Source organism: Aeromicrobium sp. Root495 (assembly GCF_001426755.1).
Classification (GTDB): Bacteria; Actinomycetota; Actinomycetes; order Propionibacteriales; family Nocardioidaceae; genus Aeromicrobium.
In genome coordinates this window covers 260,752-282,321 of sequence record NZ_LMFJ01000001.1, presented here as the reverse complement: position 1 = coordinate 282,321, position 21,570 = coordinate 260,752, and the positions used below count along the sequence as shown (strand labels likewise).

Genomic DNA, 21,570 nt, shown 5'->3' with positions numbered 1-21,570 from the left:
GCCGACAACGACCGGGTCAGTCGCGCGGACCCTTGCTGTGCCGCGGCTTGCGATCGAAGCCGCCGGCGTCGCCGCCACCCTTGTAGCCGCCGCCGGACGGCTTGTTGCCCTTGTAGCCACCACCGGAGGGCTTGCCGCCCTTCTTGTAGCCGCCCTGCTTGCCGGCGGGACGGCCCTGGGGCGGCCCGTCGTCGGGCTTGAGGTCGATGAGCCGGCCCGAGATGCGGGTGTTGGCCAGCGCCTCGAACACGGCGTCGGGCAGGTCGGCCGGCAGCTCCACGATGGTGTGGGTCATGCCGATCGTGATGCGACCGAAGTCGGCCCGACGCAGCCCGCCCTCGTTGGCGAGCGCGCCCACGACGGACGACGGCCCGATCTTGTGGCGCTTGCCCACCGCGATGCGGTAGGCGGCCATGCCCTCGGAGGTGGGCCGGGGGGCCCGGTCGGCGCGGTCGCCGCGATCGGGACGCTCGCCACGGTCGGGACGCTCCTCGCGGGAGCGCTTGCTCTGCGGCGGGTCGGGACGCAGGAAGAACTCCCGGTCGTCGACGCCCATGACGGCGAGCGCCGCCGCGACGTCGAGCATGGCGACGTCGTTCTCCTGGGCGTACTCCTCGACGAGGCTGCGGAAGACGTGGAACTGCGGCGAGCCCATGCTCGACGTGATGGCCTGCGCGAAGCGGCCGGCCCGACGGGCGTTGACCTCCTCGACGCTCGGCACGCCCATCTCCTCGATGGGACGCCCGGACACCCGCTCGATGGCCGACAGCATGCGGCGCTCGCGCGGGGTGACGAACAGGATGGCCTCGCCGCTGCGCCCGGCCCGGCCCGTACGACCGATGCGGTGGACGTAGGCCTCGGTGTCGTGCGGGATGTCGTAGTTGACGACGTAGGAGATGCGGTCGACGTCGAGGCCACGGGCGGCGACGTCGGTGGCCACGAGGATGTCGATGGCGCCGGACTTGAGCGCGGAGACGGTGCGCTCGCGCTGGGCCTGGACGAGGTCGCCGTTGATGGCGGCGGCCGAGAAGCCCCGCGAGCGCAGCTTGTCGGCGAGCTCCTCGGTGGCCTGCTTGGTGCGCACGAAGACGATCATGGCGCCGCCGGGGCCCGCGCCCTCCTGCGTCTTCTCACCCACGGGCTCGACCTCGAGGATGCGGGTGAGCGCGTCGATCTTGCCGTGGTGGGCCACAGGGATCCAGCGCTGGCGCACCGTGGTGGTGGTGGTCCGCGAGGCCTTGGTGGCGATGTCGAGCGGGTCGTGCAGGTAGCGCTTGGCGAGCGAGCGGATCTGCGGCGGCATGGTGGCCGAGAAGAGCGCGACCTGCTTGTACTCGGGGGTGTCGGCCAGGATGCGCTCGACGTCCTCCGCGAAGCCCATGGCCAGCATCTCGTCGGCCTCGTCGAGCACGAGGTGCTCGAGCGAGGAGACGTCGAGGCTCTTGCGCTCGAGGTGGTCGATGACACGACCGGGCGTGCCGACCACGACGTGGGCACCGCGGCTCAGGCCCGAGAGCTGGGCGCCGTAGGAGGCTCCGCCGTAGACGGGGAGGATCCGCAGGCCGCGACCCTTGGCGTACGTGGTCATGGCCTCGCACACCTGGAGGGCGAGCTCGCGCGTGGGCGCGAGCACGAGGGCCTGCGTCTGCGAGCGCGACGGATCGATCTTCTCGAGGATGGGCAGGGCGAAGGCGGCGGTCTTGCCCGTCCCGGTCTGCGCCAGCCCCACGACGTCGCGACCCTGCAGCAGGGCCGGCACGGCGAGTGCTTGGATGGGAGTGGGTGACTCGTAGCCGAGTCCCGACAACAGCTCGACCGTGGAATCGGTCAGGCCGAGGTCGGCGAAGGTGGTGGTACCGGCGTCGGACGGCTCGGTCATGATGAAAAGCTCCTGAAGAAAAGGGCACGGTCCACGGGCGGGGATACGGCTCCGGGCATCGTGCGCATCCCGTATTCTTCCGTACCGGTATCGACTTCACCAAAACGTTGCAGAGGAGCCCGCGATGACCTCGAGGTCCGGCTGGACCGCCGTGGCACGCCGGTGGCCCCTCGTCGTGCTTCTGGGCGCCCTCGGTCTGGGGGCCGCCGCCCTCGTCCTGTCGGGCCAGACCACGCGCTACGACGGCAGCGCGGAGGTGCTCATCCAGCCCACCTCGCCCGCCACGTCGTTGTCGGGACGGGCCGTCGAGTCCTACGCCCACGTGCTGGGTGGGACGGCGCTGGAGCAGCGCGCCGTGAAGGCCCTCGGGCTCGAGGACGCCGGCGACGCCGAGGTCCGGGGGGAGGTCGTCGGGAACAGCTCCGTCGTCCGCGTCGTCGTGCGCACCACCGACCCCGAGCGGGCCGCGCAGCTCGCCGGCCAGGTGGCCGAGGAGCTCGTGAGCTGGATCGCCTCGTACCAGGACCGGGCCGCCGAGCGCGCCGGCGAGGACGCGCCGGACCTCCCCACGCTCTCCCCCATCGTCATCCAGGAGGGCACGGCGTCCTCGCAGCCCGTCGAGCCCGACGCACGTCGCACCTACGTCCTGTTCGGCCTGGCCGGCCTGCTGCTCGGCCTGCTCCTCGCGGCGCTGCGCAACCTGGCCACCGCCACGGTCACGTCCAGCGACGCCCTCACGGAGCAGGTCAAGGCGCCGGTCATCGGCGCCGTCGCGCAGGACCGTCACGTCGCCGACCACCCGCTCATCTCCACGCTGAGCAACCAGCACCCGCGGGCCGAGGCCATGCGGATCATCCGGACCAACCTCCAGTTCCTCGACGTCGACCGCGTGAGCAACGTCTACGTCGTCACCAGCAGCGTCGCCGGCGAGGGCAAGACCACCACCGCGTCCAACCTCGCCATCTCGCTCGCCCAGTCCGGCCAGAACGTCGTGCTCGTCGACGGCGACCTGCGCCGCCCCCGGTTGCACGAGGTGTTCGGGGCGGAGCAGAACGTGGGGCTCACCAGCGTGCTCGTGGGCAAGGTCCCGCTCGACTCCGCCGTGCAGGGGACCGACGTCCCCGGCCTCGACGTCCTCACGAGCGGCACGCGTCCGCCCAACCCCTCGGAGATCATCCAGACCGCGGCCATGGAGACGGTCCTCATCGAGCTGGGCCGCCGCTACGACATCGTCCTGGTCGACGCTCCTCCGCTGCTCCCGGTGGCCGACGCCGCGCTGCTCTCGGTCATCTCCGACGGAGCCATCCTCGTGGTGCGGCACGGGCGCACCGGCCACGACCAGGTGCGCGCGGCCTCGGAGCGCATCACCACGGTCGGCGGCCGTCTCCTCGGCACGATCATCTCGATGTCGCCCAAGAAGGAGACCGCCCGGTACGGCTACGGGTACGGCTACGACGACGGCAAGGGGCGCCGGCGCCGCTGACGCGGGTCAGCGCGGGGGCAGTGCGTCGAGCGTCTTGGCGATCGACGTGACGGTCTCGACGATGAGGTCGGCCACCGCACGGTGGACCTTGGGCGCACGGCCGAAGGGGTCGGGCACGTCCTGGTCCGAGGGCGCGCTGCCGCGCCGGCGCGCGGCGTCGGCGCACAGCTCCTCGAGCGACGCGGCCGAGACGCCCTGGGTGAGCGCGTCGAACTCGCGCAGCGTGAAGGTGCGCCGCAACGCCTGGGGCTCCATGGCGAGCACGGCGGAGCGGTGCTCGCGCGTGGCGGTGAGCACGAGGTCGGCGCCCTCGAGGTGACGCTCGGTGAGGGGACGGGACAAGAAACCTTCAGGGTCGAGGTCGAGGCGGGCCATCTCGAGGCGCACCATGCTGTCGACAGGCTTGGCGTCCCAGCCACGGACCCCGGCACTGCCGATCTCCAGCTGCGTGGCGTCGGTCATGCTGCGCAGGGCGATCTCCATGAGCGGCGACCGGCAGATGTTGGCCGTGCAGACCATGAGGACCGAGGCGCGCGAGACTCTCATGCCCTGAGCTCTCGGCGCACGTGCAGGCCGGCCTCGGGGTCGACGACGACCTCCTGGGCCGCAGGCACGCCGTCGGCCAGCAGGGTGAGGCCGGGGTCGACGTTGCGCTTGACGAGCGCGAGCGCGATGGGGCCGAGCTCGTGGTGACGGGCGCTGGAGCCCACGAAGCCGACCCGGCGTCCCTCGTCGGTGACGACGTCGGTGCCGTGGGGCGGGAGGTGCTCCATGGATCCGTCGAGGTGCAGCAGCACGAGCCGGCGCGGGGGGCGACCCAGCGTGTGGACCCGCGCGACCGTCTCCTGGCCGCGGTAGCAGCCCTTCTCCAGGTGCACAGCGCTGCCGAGCAGCCCGAGCTCGTTGGGGATGGCGAGGTCGTCGGTGTCGAGACCGAGGCGCGGCTCGCCGTCGGCGATGCGCAGGGCCTCCCAGGCCCACGTCCCGGCCGGGGGGCCGAACCGCTCGGGGAGCGACGGCAGCTCGGTGCGGGCGACGAGCTCGTACCGACGGGTGCCGTCGACCACGCGGCCGATCACGGCGTGCTGGTCCGACGTCTCGCGCACCTCGACGCGCGACATGAAGCGCATGCGGTCGAGGAAGGCCACGAGGGCGGCCGCGGCGCCGGGCTCGGTGTGGGCGCGGAAGGTCTCGCCGTCGTCGACGCCGGTGAAGGCGTGCTCGACGCGGCCCTGCGGGCTCAGCAGGAGGACGTCGGTGACGACCCCCGGCGCCAGGGACTCCAGGTGCTGGGTGGTGAGCGCGTGCAGCCACGTGAGGCGGTCGGGGCCCGTCACGTCGATGACGTCGCGGTGGGAGAGGTCGACGAAGCCACGACCCGTGAGCAGGTCTCGCTGCTCGGGCCCGATGGCGCCGTAGTGGGCGGCGACCCCCGTGTCGGGCGCGTCGCCCTCCACCGCGCCGTGGAGCTGGAGCAGCGGGCTGGTGCGAGCGGTCGCGCCGTCGAGGTCAGGCACGGGCGAGACGCCCCCAGAGGTGGGACTGCAGCTCCTGGCCCTCGGCAGCCATGTCGTAGGCGTACATGAGGTCGCCCTCGACCAGCCCGTACATGCGCTGGCCGGCGGTGTACTCCTTGGCGGTGACGGTGCGGGCCACGACGTCGGTGGCCAGCGTGATGCGGGGGCCGTCGGCCACGCCGTACCAGATCTCGGCGTAGCCCGTGGGGTGCGCCAGCACGAGCTCCACGGCGATGCCGCTGGACTCCTCGCCCTCGACGGAGGGCGCCGGCCCGGCCGGACGCAGGAAGCCCGTCTCGATGGCCCCGGGCCGCACGCGCTTGCCCGTCTCGTCGGTGATCCAGGTGCGGCTGAAGTAGTGCAGGAACGGGCGCGTGTCGTGAGCGAACGCGACCTCCTGCTCGAAGCCGAAGGACTCGATGGTGGGGTACTCACCCTTGCCGCTGCCCTGCCACGTCCCGACGAGCCACGTGAGGGGTCGCACGTCGGGGTGGAGGTCCGCTGCGATCTCGAAAGGCATGTCTCTCATGCTATCCGCCGCTGGGTGAGGCCCCGTACTACGCTCGCCCCGTGAGAGCCGTCGTGCAGCGGGTGAGCGAGGCCTCGGTCGTGGCCGACGGCACCGAGACCGGCCGCATCGGGCCCGGCCTGGTGGTCCTGCTCGGCGTGACGCACGACGACGACGCGGCTCTCGCACGGCGCACGGCCGACAAGGTGGCGGGCCTGCGCATCCTGCGCGACGAGCAGTCGGTGGTCGAGGCGAGCGGCTCGGTGCTGGTCGTCAGCCAGTTCACCCTCTACGGCGACGTCCGCAAGGGCCGACGCCCCACGTGGACCGCGGCGGCTCCGGGACCCGTGGCAGAGCCCTTGTACGACGCGTTCTGCGCCGCGCTGCGGGCCCACGGGCTCGACGTGGAGACGGGGGTCTTCGGCGCAGACATGCAGGTCAGCCTGGTCAACGACGGTCCCACGACCCTGCTCGTCGACCTCTGAGACCTGCGTCTCGACGCGCCCTCCCAGGCCTGGTTCTGACCATTCTTTCAGGATTCCCCCGTATTCTGGGGAGTCCTGCCTGCCGCCATCCGCGACGGGCTCGACGAATCGGAGCACGATGGCGCGACGCATGAGGCGCGGCTACCAGGGACCTGGTCAGCGCCGGGCCGGTGGCGTGCCCTTCCATCGTCGGCACCGCAAGATCGTCCTGGCGATCGTCGGGACCCTCGTCGTGGTGCTCGGCACCGCCACGGGCTACGCGTTCTACCTGAACCACCAGCTGGGCGGGATCGACAAGGTCGGCGGCATCACGACGCTCCCCGACCGCCCCGACCCCGACGAGGGCAAGGCGCTCAACATCCTGCTCCTGGGCTCGGACAAGGGCAAGAAGATCAAGGGCGAGAGCCAGGACACCACGATCGAGCAGGACGCCGCGGCAGCTGTCTGGCCCGACGGCAAGTACCGCAGCGACACCCTCATGATCGTGCACATCTCGGCCGACCGGAAGAACGTCTACCTGTCCTCCATCCCACGCGACACGTACACGATGCTGTACAACGCCGAGGGCAAGCCCGAGCACATGGAGAAGATCAACGCGGCCTTCTCGTACTACGGCCCCAAGGGGACCATCAGCACCGTCGAGCACATGACGGACGTGCGGATCAGCCACCTCGCCATCATCGACTGGGAGGGCTTCAAGGATCTCTCCACCGCCGTGGGGGGCGTGCCCGTCTTCATCCCGCGCGCGTTCTACGACCCCAAGCAGGAGATCCAGTGGAAGGCCGGCGAGCAGACGCTCAAGGGCAAGGAGGCGCTCGCCTACGTGCGCACCCGCTACGGCCTCCTGCGTGGCGACTTCGACCGCATCGCCCGTCAGCAGAACTTCATCCGCGCCATGATGAAGAAGATGCTCTCCAAGGGCGTCACGTCCAACCCGGTCCGCCTCACCAAGACGCTGGGGGCGGTCACCAAGCACCTGACGATCGATGCCGAGTGGGAGACCGCCGACCTCCGTGCGCTCGCCCTGTCGCTGCGCGGCACCACCACCGAGGACGTCACGTTCCTCACTGCGCCGGTGGCCGACACCCGCACCGTGCCGGTCTACGGCAGCGTCGTCGACCTCGACCCGCTCAAGTCCAAGCGCATGTGGCTCGGGCTCCGCGAGGACCGCATGGACGAGTACATGAAGCTCTACCCCGACGACGCCCTAGCCGGCGACAAGGAAGTCAGCTGACCGCTCGGACCTGAGGTCCGGCTCAGCCGCAGGCCGACCGGGTGCTGACGTCGTTGGCGGCGGGCTGGATGCCCGGGGTCGTGCTGAGCACGGCACGACCCGGTGCGCCGGGCGCGGTCGTCATCCGCACCGAGACGGCGACGTCCTCGCCCGGCTTCAGCCGCACCGGCACGACCGCGACCTGCCGCCCGTCGAGCGTGCCGCCCGAGACGGTCTGCCGCTTGCCGTCGATGCTGATCTCGTCGATGGACCCGCCGCGGGGCGCGAAGATCCGCACGTTGACACCCTGCACCCCGCGCGGGAAGAACGTCCCGCGGCCCGTGACGCTCACGGGCAGCCGGCTCGCGTTGGCCGGGGCGCTCGACGCGAGCGAGGTGCGCAGGTCGAGCACCTGGCGGTCGCCGTCGAGGCAGCGGATCGAGCGCAGCGCCGAGCCGGACTCGAGGTAGTACTGCATCTTGGCGCCCGTCGAGTCGTTGAGGTAGACCCCGACAGCGGGGTTCTTCCGTCCCCCGGGGAGCACGCCGGACAGACCCGTCCGCCGCACGGCCCCCTCGATGGAGTCGTCCTTGGACCAGACGAGCACCCGGTTCTCGCGGGCCGAGCGCACGAGCGCCTCGACGACGCGCTGGGCGTCGGCGTCGCCGCCCACCATCGCGTCGAAGATGCTGCGGGCCGCGTCGGCGAAGACCCGGTCCTGCTGCGCCAGGTCGTCGGCGTAGCGGAGGTACACGCCGTGCAGCAGCTCGTCGACGGCCGAGGAGGCGGTGAGCTGGGTGCCGTCGTCGAGCAGGACCGGACCGACGCCGTCGAGCAGGTAGCCGAGCGTCACCGGGTCCACCGAGATGACGCCGTCGAAGGTCGTGTCGAACGCCTTGTCGGCGAAGGCCCGCACGATCTGCGCCGCCCGCGGGAAGTCCGGCGTGAAGTTGGCGTCGCGGAAGTCGGTGGCCATCGCCGTGGAGAACACCGACTGCTCGTCGGCCGTGAGCTTCACGACCGGCTTGTCGGCGATCCCGATGGTGGCCGTGCCGCCCTGCTTGCCCATGGAGAGCTTGCCCTGCTTGGCCGTGATGACCGAGAGCGACCCGGGCAGTCCGCCCGTGGAGCGGACCTCGGCGTTGTTCTGGACCACGAGGAGGTAGCGCTTGGTGCCCTCACCGCCCAGCATCTCGGGCAGGAGGTCGGCCGCGTCGTGGGCGGCGGACGCCGCGAAGGCACCCGTGGCCACGTCGGAGCGCAGACGCGTGATGGGCTCGCGCAGCCGTCCCACGAGCGACCCCGTGTCGATGGAGCCGAGCTGCCGGTCGGCCTCGGCGAGCACCTCGTCGGCCCGGTCGAGAGCGGGCCTCAGCGTCCGCAGCGCCTCGAGGTCGATGCGCCCGTCGCGGGGCGTGAAGGTCTGGATGCCGATCTTCTGGGACACGTCGACCACCGGGGGGACAGCTTCCTCGGCGATGAGGTCGAGCTGGGCAGCCACCGTCCTCATGGCTCCGATGTCGTCGCCCACCACCGGGACGTGCGAGCCGAGCGCCCACAGCGGGCCCGAGGTGTGGCGGTGCGCGTCTGCGGTGGAGTCGCGCAGCTGCGCCGCGGTGCTTCGAGCGTCGTCGGTGCTTCCTTGGGCGAGCTGGAGCAGGAGCGTGGTGCTCTGCTCACGCGCCCGGTCGAGCGCGACGGCAGCGCGCGCGGCCTGCCACACGAAGAAGACGAGGAGGAGCAGGAGGAGCGTCACCAGGGTGGTGGTGACGGCCTGGCGCGGTGAGACGTCGTCGAGCCCGACGCGCCGGAGCACGCGACGGACCTGCCGCCCGGGGCGGCGGCTGGCCATGACGGCGAGCCCGGATCAGCCGCGGCGGCGACGGGTGGCGATCACGCCGCCACCGAGCACGAGGACGACGCCGGCGATGAGCAGCCAGAACGGCAGGCCACCCGTGTTGGGCAGGATGCCGTTGCCGTTGTCCTGGGAGCCGTTGTCGGCGCCGTCGTCGGCAGCGCGGGGCAGCAGGATGACCGTGGCGGAGGCCGAGCGGACGGCACCCGGGAGCGGGCCCACGAAGGCGGCCGGAGTGACGGTGGCGTCGCCCGTGACGGTGGCGGAGGCACCGCTGGCGTCGGTGTAGGTGCACGAGGCCGTGACCTTCTTGGGCGTCACGGTCTTGACGACCGGCGTGTCGAAGGTGTTGGTGAGGCTCGAGCCCTTCGTGGAGACGGTGTCCCCGAGGAACGTGAGGCTCAGCGGCGAGCAGCGGACGCTGGCCGAGGCACTGACGGAGACCGGGTCGCCGCCGTAGAGCTTGCCGCCCGGCACCTTCACCGAGAGGGTCGGGTCCGGGTACGTGTCGTCTGCGGCGAACGCAGTCGAGGGCACGAGGGCCGCGACGAACGCCGCGAGGACCAGCGCGACGAGAAGGTGCATCCGCTTCATTGACGACTCCCAGTTCATTCGAGTTCCTAGCCCGTTAAACGACCGCGGCTTCCGAACGCTACGCAGTCCCGGCAGGGAATCTTCGTGATTCGTCAGCATACTCACGCTCGACGGGGTATACGCCACAGCGAGGGGTGGCCCGAGTCACACGGGCCACCCCTCGCTGCGTGCTGTCCTGCGGCTGGCTCAGGAGCGCGCGAGCGCTCCGTCGAGCTCGATCGTGACGTCGGCGACGACGCCCTGAGCGGCCACGACGGACTGGTCCACGGCCTCGGCGCGCGGCGCGAGCGTGCGCAGCGTCCAGTCGCCGGGACCGGCGAAGAAGCGGAACTGGCCGGTGGCCGAGGTCGGGACCTCGGCCGTGAACTCACCGGTCCGGTCGAGCAGGCGGACGTACGCGCTGGAGACGGGCTCACCGCCGCGCAGCACCACCCCCTGGATGACCGACTGGTTGGCGACGTCGACGCCCTCGAGGCTGGGCCCACCCTTGGTTGCTCCACACATGTCAGGCCTGCCCGGGCTCGTCGCCGACCGCGACGGGAACGCCGCGCAGCGAGCCGTACTCGCTCCAGGAGCCGTCGTAGTTCTTGACGTTGGGGTAGCCGAGGATCTCGTTGAGCACGAACCACGTGTGCGAGCTGCGCTCACCGATGCGGCAGTAGGCGATGGTGTCCTTGCCCTCGTCCAGGCCGGCACCGGCGTAGAGCTCCTTGAGCTCCTCGTCCTTGCGGAAGGTGCCGTCGTCGTTGGCGGCCTTGCTCCACGGCACGTTGCCTGCCGTGGGGATGTGACCGGCGATCTGGGCGGCCTCCTGCGGGAGGTGGGCCGGGGCGAGCAGGCGACCGGCGAACTCGTCGGGGCTGCGCACGTCGATGAGGTTCTTCGTGCCGATGGCGGAGACGACCTCGTCGCGGTAGGCGCGGATGTCGTCGTTGGGCTCCTGCGCCGTGTAGGTGGTGGCCTCGCGGCTGGGGACCTCGGTGGTCAGCTCACGGCTGTCGAGCTCCCACTTCTTGCGGCCGCCGTCGAGCAGGCGCAGGTCCTGGTGCCCGTAGTACTTGAGGTACCAGTAGGCGTAGGCGGCGAACCAGTTGTTGTTGCCGCCGTAGAAGACCACGGTGTCGTCCGTGGAGATGCCCTTCTCCGACAGGAGCGCCTCGAGGCGGTCCTTGGAGATGAAGTCGTGGCGCACGCCGTCCTGGAGGTCCTTCTTCCAGTCGAGCTTGATGGCGCCGGGGATGTGGCCCTTGTCGTAGGCCTCGGCATCCTCGTCGACCTCGACGAGGACGACGGACTGGTCGCCGAGGTGCTCCTCGACCCAGTCAGCGGTGACGAGCGCGGATTCGCGGCTCATGGTGTACCTCCGTGTGCTGCCCGGTGAAGGGCGTTGATGGGACTAGCGGATGAAAGGTGGTGCGGGCGGTGGTGCAGATCAGGTGGTGGCGGAGCCGCCGAGGCCCAGCCGGCGGCCGGCCAGGTACAGCTCGCAGCCCAGGCACAGGCCGACGGCCGCGTTGAGCACGGCGGCCACCAGGGCGAACGCCGTGGCCACGAGGCCGAGCGTCGGGGCGCCGGCGGCGTAGGCGGCCAGCGCCACCAGCAGGAACGCGAGACCCACGACCTGCGCGAACGTGGGCGGACGCGAGTCCTCCAGGTCCCCCGGGGGCGACAGGCGCGGCCGGACGACCCGACGGAAGAACAGCGAGTACGGCGAGTACTGCAGCCCCCCGAAGGCGCTGACCGCGAAGATCGCCGCCTGCAGGGCCAGCAGCGTCACGGCGACGGGCTGCGGGGCGACCAGCGCCACCGCGAGCACGACGCTCGTGATGGCAGCTGCCACGCGCAGACCGCGCGGGTCGACCTGGGTGGGTCGGGGCATGGGGTGCTCCTGGAGATGCGTCGACACGTCGACGACGAGTGGGGGTTCGGGCGACGGTGAACGGACTGGACGGCTCAGGGCCGATTCAGTCGTTCAGCAGGGACGACACAGCGCGGAGCGCGTGCGGCAGTTGTCGACTGCGCGGCGCCGCGTGAGGTGGGTCGTCTCGAACACGTCTCCCAGAGTAGGGGGACCTGCGGATGACGTCGCATCCGAGTCTCGCATGCTGGAACGTCGTCTCATTTATTGAGATCGACGCCAGCGCGAACGGCAGCGAGCGTCGTCAGGACCTGGTCGCGACGCGGCAGGCCGGAGGCCCTCCGGACCACGACGCCCGCCGGGTCGAGCACCAGCACGGTGGGCGTGCGCATGATGTCGAGCTCGCGCACGAGGTCGAGGTGGGACTCCGCGTCGATCTCCACGTGGACGACGCCGGTCTCACGGGACACCACGTCGGACAGCAGCGCCTTGGTGGCTCGGCACGGGCTGCAGAACGCGGTGGAGAACTGGACCAGCGTGGCCTCGGTGCCCAGCGGCACGCCGATCTGCTGCGCCGAGAGGCGCACCGCGTCGTCAGGACGGCCGGCGGGGACCGGGACCGTGGGCGCGGTCTCACGGAAGCGCCCGTTGCGTCGCTGGTAGAGGAGCCCCAGGACGACGCTCAGCGTCAGGGCCACCACGAGGACCACGAGTCCGGTCATGGACCCAGGCTAGCCCGCTCCCCCAGGGCGCCTAGGCGAACGGAGCGGTCGCCAGCTGGCCCGCGAGGTGCGCCACGGGCCCGACGAGCGCAACGGCCGCAGCCGCCGGGAACCCCCATCCCTCGGCGGCGTGCAACCGCCCCCGGGACCAGCCACGGCCGAGGACCTGCCCCAGCACCGCGACCACGGCTGCCACCGGACCGACCACGAGGCCGAACCACGGCGTGAGCAGGTCGTCGAGCAGGAGCGGCACGAGCGCGCCCGCCACGGCCCCGGCCAGGACGGCGGCCCCCGCCACCACGACCCGGTCGCCGGGCAGGTTCCAGACGAGGAGGGCCAGGCCCGCCGCACAGGCGACGACGGTCACGACGTCGGGCCCCCCGGTGGCACGCACGGCGCTGACCCAGCCCGAGCCCAGGGCGGCCACCACGGCGAGGCTCACGGCGAGACCGGTCGAGAGGACGAGCCGGGGTCGGCCGTCGCTGCGGAGCATCTGCGCCACCAGCGCCACGAAGACCGCGGCCGCCACGGCGGGAAGCACACCGACCAGGACCCCCGACTGCACGAAGGTGATCTGGCTGGCCCGCTGACCGTCGGCACCGGCCAGGACGTCAGGCCGGGCGGCGACGAGGGTCGAGACCACGCCGGCGACCAGGGCGGGCGCCAGGCGCGGGCCCCGGACGATCCGCCCGCGCTCGTCGGCCGCGCCGGGAGCGGCGGCCACGAGCACCTGGACCAGGAGGACTGCGGCGCACACGAGGACGATCTCGTCGGTCCACGCCGTCAGGACCAGCAGCGCCAGGAGCACGCAGGACAGCAAGGATGCGTAGGCGCGGGACACGTCCAGAAGCATGACAGGTGGCAGTGTGACGTTGTTCGCACATCCGTCACAGCCTGGTGACTGGGCTGTCACATCCGTTAACCTGAGGGTTCAGTCAGGTGTCCGGACGGCGACGTCCCGGTCTCTCACTGCCGGATCCGGAGGTCCACCACGTGTCCCACCTGTTGCTGCTCACCCGAAGCACACAGTCCTCGGTCGAGGTGCTGCCCTCACTCGCGCTGCTCCCGCACCACGTCAAGATCCTCCCGGCCGAGGCCAGCGCCCTGCTCGACGCGCCGCCGGCCGACGCCGTCCTCGTCGACGGTCGCCACGACCTCGCCCAGGTCCGCAGCCTGACCCGCGTCATCCGCACCACCGGCATCGAGTGCCCGCTCGTCCTCATCCTCACCGAGGGCGGCCTCGCCGTCGCGGCCGCCGACTGGGGCATGGACGACGTCATCCTCACCACCGCGGGCCCCGCCGAGCTCGACGCGCGCCTGCGCCTCGCGGTCGGCCGCCTCGCCGCCGGCCAGCAGGGCGAGACCGAGTCGCACGTCATCTCCTCCAGCGGGCTCGTCGTCGACGAGGTCACCTACACGGCCAAGCTCGAGAACCGCACGCTCGACCTCACGTTCAAGGAGTTCGAGCTCCTCAAGTTCCTGGCCCAGCACCCGGGCCGCGTGTTCACGCGCCAGCAGCTGCTGCAGGAGGTGTGGGGCTACGACTACTTCGGCGGCACCCGCACGGTCGACGTCCACGTGCGTCGTCTCCGCGCCAAGCTCGGCACCGACCACGAGACGCTCATCGGCACGGTGCGCAACGTCGGCTACCGCTTCGTGGCCACCAAGAGCGACGAGCGCGAGCCCGTCGACGAGGCGAACCGCGCCCCGCACCGCGCCTGAGGCACCGTGCCCCGACTCTCCGCGCACGACCTCGTCGAGCTCGTGCTCGACCACGGGTCCTTCGCCTCGTGGGACGAGCCCATCGACCTCTCCCAGCACTCCGACGCGTACCGCACCACGCTCGAGAAGGCCGCTGAGCGTGCCGGCACCGACGAGTCGGTCATCACGGGGCGCGGCACCGTCAACGGCCGGGCCGTCGCCTTCGTCATCAACGAGTTCGGGTTCCTCGCCGGCTCCATCGGCCAGGCCGCGGCCGACCGGATCGTCTCGGCGGTGCGCCGCGCGACCGCCGAGGGACTGCCGCTGCTCGCCTCCACCGCGTCGGGCGGCACCCGCATGCAGGAGGGCACACCCGCCTTCGTGCGGATGATCGACATCTCCCGCGCCCTCATGGACCACAAGGCCGCCCATCTGCCGTACCTCGTGCACCTGCGTCATCCCACCACCGGCGGGGTCTTCGCGTCGTGGGGGTCGCTCGGGCACATCACCGTGGCCGAGCCCGGCGCCCTCGTGGGTTTCCTCGGCCCCAAGGTCTACGAGCTCCTGGAGGGTCGACCCTTCCCGGCCGGCGTGCAGGTGAGCGAGAACCTGGCCCACCGCGGGATCATCGACGCGGTGGTCCTTCCCGAGGAGCTCCCCTCCATGGTCGACCGGGCCATCGGCCTGCTGGTGGACCCACCCACCGACGGCACGCGCCCGCGCCGCACGCAGGTGGCGGAGCGGCGCGGCACCGCGTGGGACGCCATCGAGACCACCCGCCGCCAGGACCGGCCGGGGGTCCGCGAGCTGCTGCGTCACGGCAGCGACGCCACCGTCCGCCTCCAGGGCACCGACGAGGGCGAGCGCGACAGCACCATGCTCGTGGCCCTGGCGCGCCTCGACGGCGTCCCCTGCGTCGTCATCGGTCAGGACCGGTCGCGCCAGACGGCGCAGACGCCCATGGGGCCGGCCGCCCTGCGCGAGGCCAGACGCGGCATGCGCCTCGCCCACGAGCTGGGCCTGCCCCTGGTCTCCGTCGTCGACACCCCGGGGGCCGAGCTCTCCCCCGAGGCCGAGCAGGGCTCGGTCGCCGGCGAGATCGCTCGCTGCCTGGCCACCATGGCCACCATGACGGTGCCGACGGTCTCCGTGCTCCTCGGGCAGGGCTGCGGCGGCGGTGCGCTCGCCCTCCTGCCCGCCCACCAGGTCGTCGCAGCCCAGAACGCGTGGCTGTCGCCGCTGCCGCCCGAGGGCGCGAGCGCCATCGTCCACGGCGACGTCGAGCACGCGGCCGAGATGGCCGAGCAGCAGCGCGTCAGCGCGTTCGACCTGGCCGAGATCGGCTTCGTGCACCGTCTCGTGGCCGAGCCCGAGGACGACTCGTCCGAGGCGTTCTCGGCCGCCGTGGCCGCCGAGGTGGCCGACACCCTGCGTTCGCTGCTCTGACCGACGGCGCGGCAGGATGGGGCCATGAGCGTCATCGATGACCTGGCCCGCGCCGCGCACGACGCCGACGGGGTGGCGCCGTTCAACGAGGCCACGCTGCTAGCCCTCGCGGCCGGCGACGTGCCGCGTCTGCACCTCGTCGACGAGGTGTCCGCGGCTGTCGCCTTCGGGGACTCGCCCGCCGAGCTGGTCGTCCATCCCGAGCACCGTCGTCGGGGCGTGGGGCGTGAGCTGCTCGAGCGGGCGCTCGTCGAGGACGCCACGGCGTTCTGGGCCCACGGCGAGCTGCCGGGGGCGCGGGCGCTGGCGACGTCGGCCGGCCTGAGCCCCGCCCGGACGCTGCTCGTGCTGCGACTCGACCTGGGCGACGAGGCCCCCGTGGAGCGCGTGCCCGACGGCGTGACGCTGCGATCGTTCCGCCCCGAGGACACCGACGCCGTCGTGACGGTCAACGGCCGCGCGTTCGCCACGCACCCCGAGCAGGGCGCCATGGACCGGGCCGACTTCGAGCGTCGGGCCTCGAGCAGCTGGTTCGACCCGGCGGGGCTCTTCGTCGCCGAGCGCGACGGCGAGGTCGTCGGCTTCCACTGGACCAAGGTCGAGGAGGCCGCTGACGGTGAGCGCCTCGGAGAGGTCTACGTGGTGGGCGTCGACCCCTCGGCCCACGGCGGTGGCCTGGGTTCGGCACTCACCGCTCGCGGGCTGCGGTTCATGCACGAGCAGGGCATCCGGACCGTCGACCTCTACGTCGAGGCCGACAACGAGCCCGCCCTGCGGACCTACCACCGGCTCGGCTTCGTCGAGCACGCCCGCGACACCCTCTTCACCACCCCCGAGCGGTGAGCTGGCGTCCCTTTTCGCCGCCGACCCCGGCGAGCGGTGGCTTGGCGTCCGTTCCGAGCCTCAGCTGGACGAGAAACGGACGCTAAGTCACCGCCCGACGGGCATAGCCCGGCCTAGGGGTCAGCTGACGCCGCGCTGGAGCGCGGCGGCGAGGCGGCGGACGGCCCTGGGCGCCGAGGTGCCGAGGCCGACCATGTTGGCGTAGCCGTGGATGAGTCCGTCCTCGCGCACGTGCTCGACCTTCACGCCGGCAGCACGCATGGCCTCGACGTACGCCTCGCCCTCGTCGAGGAGCGGGTCGAACCCTGCCGTCACGACGAAGGCCGGAGCCACCCCGGTGGGGTCGTGCCGCAGGGGTGAGAGCCGACGGTCCGCGGTGTCCTCGTCGCCGACGAGGTAGTTCTCGCGGGCCAGGTCCATGAACTGCTTCGTGAGGAAGAAGCCCTTGGCGTAGGTGAGGCGGCTCGGGGCCTCCTCGACGAAGTCGGTGGCCGGGTAGATGAGCAGCTGGAACACCGGAGGCGCGGTGCCCGTGCGCACCGCCTCCTGGGCGATGACGGCCGAGAGGTTGCCGCCGGCGCTGTCTCCGCCGACGGCGATGCGCTCGGGGTCGATGCCGAGGCCGGTGGCGTGCTCGACGACCCAGGTCCACGCGGCCCAGACGTCGTCGAAGGCGGCGGGGAACGGCGCCTCGGGGGCGAGTCGGTAGTCGACCGAGACGACACGCACCTGCGCCTCCTCCGCGAGCACGCGGCAGAGCGCGTCGTGGGAGTCGAGGTCGCCGTAGATCCAGCCGCCGCCATGGATGAAGAAGAGGGCCGGCGAGCGCCCGTGCAGGCCGCGGGGCGTGTAGAAGCGCAGGCCGATGGAGCCGGCGGGTCCGTCGATCGTCCGGTCGGTGACCGCGCCGATGGGCTGCTTGCCGCCACCCAGGGCGCTCTGGGACGCGATGACGCGACGACCCTTGCTGATGGGCAGCGTCTCGGCCGCCGGGCCCTCGACCTTCTGCAGCGCGAGGATCAGCTGCATCTCCGGGTCGAGCGTGCGTCCGTCGATGACGACCGGCTTGCCGGCGAGCCTGCGCAGCACCGGCGCGGGGAGGGAGAAGACCACCTGGGCGGCGCCGGAACGCACTCCCCCGAGGACCGAAGACAGCGACACCATGGGCGCGACACTAGCCCACACGGACCGCCCCGCGGCACCGACACGGAGTGCTCGTTCACGGTCCGTTCACGCTGAGGTGGAAGCATGGACACGTGGACACGTCCGATCTCGACGAGCTCGCCCCGATCGAGGCCCCCGCCTCGCCCGACGAGTTCGATGTCGACCCGCCCTTCGACCCCGCTGCCGGCACGCTGCCCGAGGACCGCTTCCTCGACCGCGAGCTGTCCTGGATCGCCTTCAACTCGCGCGTGCTCGAGCTCGCGCAGGACCCCGAGGTCCCCCTCCTGGAGCGCGTCCGGTTCCTCTCGATCTTCGCGAGCAACCTCGACGAGTTCTTCATGGTCCGCGTCGCGGGCCTCAAGCGACGCATCGCTGCCGGCGTGGCCGTGCCGTCCACGAGCGGACTCGCACCGCGGGCCGTGCTGGCCCAGAGCCTGCGCGAGAGCCACGCACTGATGACACGCCACGCCCACGCGTTCTCCGACGACGTCGTGCCCGCCCTCGCCGAGGTCGGCATCCACCTCGTGCACTGGGCCGACCTCACCGGCGAGGAGCGCGCGCACCTGGCCACCGTGTACCGCGACCGGGTCTTCCCGGTGCTCACCCCGCTGGCCGTCGACCCGGCCCACCCGTTCCCGTACATCTCCGGCCTCTCCCTCAACCTCGCGCTCGTCATGCGCAACCCCGAGACCGGCAAGGACCACTTCGCCCGCGTCAAGGTGCCGCCCATCATCGACCGGTGGATGCCGGTCGGCGACGACCGCTTCATCCCGCTCGAGGAAGTCATCGCCGCGCACCTCGACCTGCTCTTCCCGGGCATGGAGCTCGTCACGCACCACGTCTTCCGAGTCACGCGCAACGAGGACCTCGAGGTGGAGGAGGACGACGCCGAGAACCTCCTCAAGGCGCTCGAGAAGGAGCTGCTGCGCCGACGCTTCGGCCCGCCCGTGCGCCTGGAGGTGCACGAGGACATCGACGACGAGGTCCTCGACCTGCTCGTCTCGGAGCTGGGCGTCAAGCAGGACGAGGTGTTCCGCCTGCGCGGCCCCCTCGACCTGCGCAGCCTCGGACAGATCGCCGACATCGACCGTCCCGAGCACAAGTACGAGGCCTTCATCCCCGGGACGCACTCGCACCTCGCCGAGGTGGAGACCGCCAGCCCCGCCGACCTCTTCGGCGCCCTGCGTCGTCGCGACGTCCTCGTCCACCACCCCTACGACTCGTTCGCCACGAGCGTCCAGCGGTTCATCGAGCAGGCGGCTGCCGACCCGCAGGTCCTCGCCATCAAGCAGACCCTCTACCGGACCTCCGGCGACTCCCCCATCATCGACTCGCTCATCGACGCGGCCCGGGCGGGCAAGCAGGTGCTCGTCCTGGTGGAGATCAAGGCCCGCTTCGACGAGCAGGCCAACATCCGGTGGGCCCGCAAGCTCGAGCGCGCCGGCTGCCACGTCGTGTACGGGCTCGTCGGCCTCAAGACGCACTGCAAGCTGGCCCTCGTGGTCCGCGACGAGCCCGAGGGGCTGCGCCGCTACGCCCACCTCGGCACCGGCAACTACAACCCCAAGACGGCACGTCTCTACGAGGACCTCGGGCTGCTCACCACCGATCCCGACATCACGAAGGACCTGCTCGACCTCTTCAACAACCTGTCCGGCTTCGCCCAGCAGACGCGGTACGAGCAGCTGCTCGTGGCGCCCGCCGCCCTGCGCAACGGCCTCGTCGACCGCATCGATGCCGAGGTGGCCCACCACCGGGCCGGTCGACCGTCCGGCATCCGGATCAAGGTCAACTCCCTCGTCGACGAGGTGCTCATCGACAAGCTGTACGAGGCGTCCCAGGCGGGCGTCCCGGTCGACCTCGTGATCCGCGGCATCTGCGCCCTCAAGCCCGGGGTCCCGGGACTGAGCGAGAACATCCGGGTGCGCAGCATCCTCGGGAGGTTCCTCGAGCACAGCCGCGTCTACTGGTTCTCCGGCGGCGGGGAGGCGGAGGCCTGGATCGGCTCGGCCGACCTCATGCACCGCAACCTCGACCGCCGCGTCGAGGTCCTCGTGAAGATCCCGTCGCCCGACCACGTGGCGTCGCTCGGCACGCTCCTCGAGACCTCCGCCGACGACGACACGACGTCGTGGCACCTCGAGGCGGACGGCGAGTGGGTCCGGCACAAGGGCGGTCTCGACCTGCAGGCAGAGCTCATCGCCCGCGCCCGCCAGCGCCGGGCCCTCCGCTCCTGAGCGCCGGCCTCAGCAGCTCGCGAAGAGGGCCGCACCCGACCCGGACATGAAGGTGTCGGTGTCGGGGTCGTGGTCGAAGTCCAGGCTCAGCGTGGAGCCCTGCGTCGTGGCCGACCGCAGCCGCAGGGTGTCCCGCACCTGGCCGGTCCGCCCGATGAACTGTCCCGACGTCAACGCCTCGCGGACCGGCAGCTGACGCCGGGCCAGGTCGGGGTCCGAGAAGGTCATCGCGAGCTGCAGGCGCTGACCGCCGAAGCCCTCCTGGCCGGTGTCGGAGAGGGCGCGGCCGCTGGCCGTGTACGGCTCGAGGTCGCCGACCCGCTGGAGCGCCGCCGAGGCTGCGTCGAGGTCGTCGGGGTCGGAGACCTCGGAGGAGGAGCAGCCCAGCACCCCGCGCTGCACGAAGATGGAGGTTGCTCCGGCGAGCGCCTGGGTGGTCTCGGCGACGGGCCGGAAGGACGCGAGCGAGCGCGAGCGGCCGTCGTGCACCCGGTCGGCGGCCCTGACGGCGGAGGCCAGGTCGCTGGCCACCAGCAGGCGCTGGCGGGGGTACAGGCGCACGGTGGCGAGGAGGTCGCTCACCTGGGCGGCACGGAGGTCGGTGGCGTCGGCCGTCCAGGTGTCGCCCTCGCGCGTGTAGCCCGAGGTCTGCAGCCCCTCCTGGACCGTGGTCATGGAGAGGTCGTCCTCGAACCGCGTGACCACGACGCTGCTCTCGGCCGACTGGGAGAAGGCCTCCCAGCGCAGGTCGTCCACGGACCAGCCGAAGGCCTTCTGCAGGCCCTCGGCCGTGGAGGCCAGGACGGAGCGCGTGGACACGTCGCGGGTGGAGGCGGCGAGCGCGAGCCGACCACCGTCGGACGCGTCGGACGGGAAGACGTCGCGCACCTGCGCCCAGTCGGTGAAGCTGAAGGTGAGGGCGTTGCTCGGGACGGAGTCCAGGGCGGTGGCGAGATCGGGCCGTCCGCCCGGTCGCCAGCCCTGGGAGGCCCACGCCACGCCGGCCGCCGCGACGAGCACCACGACGCACAGCACGACCCGGCCCACGGGGCCGGTCACGCCCCGGGCGAGGCGGCTGCTGGCTCGACGCATGGGACTCCTTCACCTGGTCGTCACCTGGACAGGTGACAATGTGCAGCATGGCAGGTGAACGGCTGACCACGGCCGCCGGCGGGATCGTCTGGCGCAAGCGACCCCCGGGACCCCACCGGCGGTCGCCCGACAAGTCACCCAAGGTCGAGGTCCTCGTGATCCACCGGCCCGGCTACGACGACTGGACGTTCCCCAAGGGCAAGCCCGACCCCGGCGAGGACCTCGCCACCACCGCCGTCCGCGAGATCGCGGAGGAGACCGGCCTCCGCGTCCGCCTGGGCCACCCCCTGCCCGCCACGCAGTACCGCGTGGCCAGCGGCGACAAGCGCGTCAGCTACTGGGTGGCCCGCACCGTGGGCACCGACCACGAGCCGTTCACGCCCAACCGTGAGGTCGACGAGCTCCGCTGGGTCCGCACCGGCGAGGCCCGGGCCCTGCTCACCTACTCCCACGACGTCGAGCTCCTCGATGCCTTCTCGGCGCTGCGCGAGAAGGACGGTCACCGGACCCGCACCCTCGTGGTGCTGCGGCACGGCAAGGCGGCCGACCGCGCAGACTGGAAGGGCGACGACATCGACCGTCCGCTCGTGCGAGCGGGCGTGGACCAGGCGCGCGCCGCCGCGGCCTCGCTGGCCGCCTTCGGCGGACGCCGCGTGGTCACGAGCCCGGCCCTGCGCTGCATCCAGACCGTCGAGCCCTTCGCCCACAGCATCCAGACCTTCCTGCAGCTCGACGACCGCCTGGGCGAGGACACCCGCGCCAGCTTCGTGCAGCGATCGCTCGAGGGTCTCCTCGTGCGCAAGCGCCCCGTCGTCATCTGCACGCACCGGCCCACGCTCCCCTGGGTCTTCGACGCGGTGGGGCTCGACGCCGTCGACCTCAAGGTCGGCGAGGGTGTGGTCATCCACCACCGCAAGGGCGTCGTCCTCGCGTCCGAGCCGCTGGCTCACCCGGCACACCACTGAGGCCTGGG

At 71.9% G+C, this 21,570-nt stretch carries 21 protein-coding genes; 8 read left to right on the top strand and 13 right to left on the bottom strand.

The annotated features are described in order from the left end of the window. Positions 1-16 precede the first annotated feature (16 nt). Positions 17-1,879 (bottom strand): DEAD/DEAH box helicase, encoded by a 1,863-nt coding sequence (locus ASD11_RS01635; protein WP_056282400.1) that lies wholly within the window; start codon positions 1,877-1,879, stop codon positions 17-19. A 124-nt stretch (positions 1,880-2,003) separates the two neighbouring features. On the opposite strand from ASD11_RS01635, the gene ASD11_RS01630 reads away from it, so the two are divergent. Beyond that, on the top strand, positions 2,004-3,362 hold the full coding sequence (locus ASD11_RS01630) for a polysaccharide biosynthesis tyrosine autokinase (protein WP_056282398.1): 1,359 nt from the start codon (positions 2,004-2,006) through the stop codon (positions 3,360-3,362). Between the two features lie 6 nt (positions 3,363-3,368). Here the strand turns inward: ASD11_RS01630 and ASD11_RS01625 are convergent, their stop codons facing one another. Genes ASD11_RS01625 through ASD11_RS01615 form a run of 3 tightly spaced genes read right to left on the bottom strand, consistent with a single transcriptional unit; the run spans position 3,369 to position 5,399 of the window. Then, entirely contained in the window at positions 3,369-3,908 is a 540-nt protein-coding gene (locus ASD11_RS01625) for an arsenate reductase/protein-tyrosine-phosphatase family protein (protein WP_082554094.1), read from the bottom strand. After that, on the bottom strand, positions 3,905-4,879 hold the full coding sequence (ygfZ, locus tag ASD11_RS01620) for a CAF17-like 4Fe-4S cluster assembly/insertion protein YgfZ (RefSeq protein WP_082554093.1): 975 nt from the start codon (positions 4,877-4,879) through the stop codon (positions 3,905-3,907). The genes ASD11_RS01625 and ygfZ overlap by 4 nt, the downstream gene beginning before the upstream one ends. After that, positions 4,872-5,399 carry an FABP family protein gene (locus ASD11_RS01615; RefSeq protein ID WP_056282392.1) on the bottom strand — a complete coding sequence of 176 codons (528 nt, stop codon included), beginning with the start codon at positions 5,397-5,399 and terminating at the stop codon, positions 4,872-4,874. The genes ygfZ and ASD11_RS01615 overlap by 8 nt, the downstream gene beginning before the upstream one ends. 50 nt (positions 5,400-5,449) lie before the next feature. Here ASD11_RS01615 and dtd point away from each other — a divergent pair, with 50 nt between their 5' ends. Together dtd and ASD11_RS01605 are read left to right on the top strand one after the other, a co-directional pair. Then, positions 5,450-5,872, top strand: coding sequence for a D-aminoacyl-tRNA deacylase (gene dtd / locus ASD11_RS01610; RefSeq protein WP_056282390.1), 423 nt, complete (start codon positions 5,450-5,452; stop codon positions 5,870-5,872). 130 nt (positions 5,873-6,002) lie between these two features. Then, on the top strand, positions 6,003-7,106 hold the full coding sequence (locus ASD11_RS01605) for an LCP family protein (protein ID WP_056282388.1): 1,104 nt from the start codon (positions 6,003-6,005) through the stop codon (positions 7,104-7,106). Between the two features lie 22 nt (positions 7,107-7,128). On the opposite strand, the gene ASD11_RS01600 is transcribed toward ASD11_RS01605, so the two are convergent. The 7 genes from ASD11_RS01600 to ASD11_RS01570 form a co-directional block, all read right to left on the bottom strand. Next, positions 7,129-8,937, bottom strand: coding sequence for a DUF4012 domain-containing protein (locus ASD11_RS01600; protein WP_082554091.1), 1,809 nt, complete (start codon positions 8,935-8,937; stop codon positions 7,129-7,131). A 15-nt stretch (positions 8,938-8,952) separates the two neighbouring features. Continuing rightward, positions 8,953-9,534 carry an LPXTG cell wall anchor domain-containing protein gene (locus ASD11_RS01595; protein WP_056282383.1) on the bottom strand — a complete coding sequence of 194 codons (582 nt, stop codon included), beginning with the start codon at positions 9,532-9,534 and terminating at the stop codon, positions 8,953-8,955. Between the two features lie 186 nt (positions 9,535-9,720). Then, on the bottom strand, positions 9,721-10,038 hold the full coding sequence (locus tag ASD11_RS01590; protein ID WP_056282382.1) for a DUF1416 domain-containing protein: 318 nt from the start codon (positions 10,036-10,038) through the stop codon (positions 9,721-9,723). Between the two features lies 1 nt (position 10,039). Further along, positions 10,040-10,888 (bottom strand): sulfurtransferase, encoded by an 849-nt coding sequence (locus ASD11_RS01585; RefSeq protein ID WP_056282379.1) that lies wholly within the window; start codon positions 10,886-10,888, stop codon positions 10,040-10,042. A 78-nt stretch (positions 10,889-10,966) separates the two neighbouring features. Beyond that, complete coding sequence (locus tag ASD11_RS01580; protein ID WP_056282376.1) at positions 10,967-11,413, bottom strand: DUF4395 domain-containing protein; 447 nt, start codon at positions 11,411-11,413, stop codon at positions 10,967-10,969. A gap of 239 nt (positions 11,414-11,652) precedes the next feature. Continuing rightward, positions 11,653-12,114 carry a thioredoxin family protein gene (locus tag ASD11_RS01575; protein ID WP_056282373.1) on the bottom strand — a complete coding sequence of 154 codons (462 nt, stop codon included), beginning with the start codon at positions 12,112-12,114 and terminating at the stop codon, positions 11,653-11,655. 31 nt (positions 12,115-12,145) lie between these two features. Beyond that, positions 12,146-12,955 (bottom strand): hypothetical protein, encoded by an 810-nt coding sequence (locus ASD11_RS01570; protein WP_156464541.1) that lies wholly within the window; start codon positions 12,953-12,955, stop codon positions 12,146-12,148. A gap of 152 nt (positions 12,956-13,107) precedes the next feature. On the opposite strand from ASD11_RS01570, the gene ASD11_RS01565 reads away from it, so the two are divergent. The 3 genes from ASD11_RS01565 to mshD are packed head-to-tail and all read left to right on the top strand — an operon-like array spanning position 13,108 to position 16,104. Then, the gene (locus tag ASD11_RS01565) at positions 13,108-13,836 is read left to right on the top strand and encodes a winged helix-turn-helix transcriptional regulator (protein WP_056282365.1); all 729 of its coding nucleotides are present in this window, start codon (positions 13,108-13,110) and stop codon (positions 13,834-13,836) included. Positions 13,837-13,842: 6 nt separating this feature from the next. Then, positions 13,843-15,261, top strand: coding sequence for a carboxyl transferase domain-containing protein (locus ASD11_RS01560; protein WP_056282362.1), 1,419 nt, complete (start codon positions 13,843-13,845; stop codon positions 15,259-15,261). Between the two features lie 24 nt (positions 15,262-15,285). Further along, positions 15,286-16,104, top strand: a complete 819-nt coding sequence (gene mshD, locus ASD11_RS01555; RefSeq protein ID WP_056282359.1) for a mycothiol synthase — start codon at positions 15,286-15,288, stop codon at positions 16,102-16,104. Between the two features lie 120 nt (positions 16,105-16,224). On the opposite strand, the gene ASD11_RS01550 is transcribed toward mshD, so the two are convergent. Continuing rightward, the gene (locus ASD11_RS01550; RefSeq protein ID WP_056282357.1) at positions 16,225-17,268 is read right to left on the bottom strand and encodes an alpha/beta hydrolase; all 1,044 of its coding nucleotides are present in this window, start codon (positions 17,266-17,268) and stop codon (positions 16,225-16,227) included. 191 nt (positions 17,269-17,459) lie between these two features. On the opposite strand from ASD11_RS01550, the gene ASD11_RS01545 reads away from it, so the two are divergent. Next, complete coding sequence (locus tag ASD11_RS01545) at positions 17,460-19,505, top strand: RNA degradosome polyphosphate kinase (protein WP_235503327.1); 2,046 nt, start codon at positions 17,460-17,462, stop codon at positions 19,503-19,505. A gap of 9 nt (positions 19,506-19,514) precedes the next feature. Here the strand turns inward: ASD11_RS01545 and ASD11_RS01540 are convergent, their stop codons facing one another. Next, a complete protein-coding gene (locus tag ASD11_RS01540; protein WP_056282354.1) occupies positions 19,515-20,597 on the bottom strand; it encodes a hypothetical protein in 1,083 nt (360 codons plus the stop codon). 47 nt (positions 20,598-20,644) lie between these two features. Between ASD11_RS01540 and ASD11_RS01535 the strand changes: the two genes are divergently transcribed. Continuing rightward, the gene (locus tag ASD11_RS01535; RefSeq protein ID WP_056282352.1) at positions 20,645-21,562 is read left to right on the top strand and encodes an NUDIX hydrolase; all 918 of its coding nucleotides are present in this window, start codon (positions 20,645-20,647) and stop codon (positions 21,560-21,562) included. The last annotated feature ends 8 nt before the right edge of the window (positions 21,563-21,570 follow it).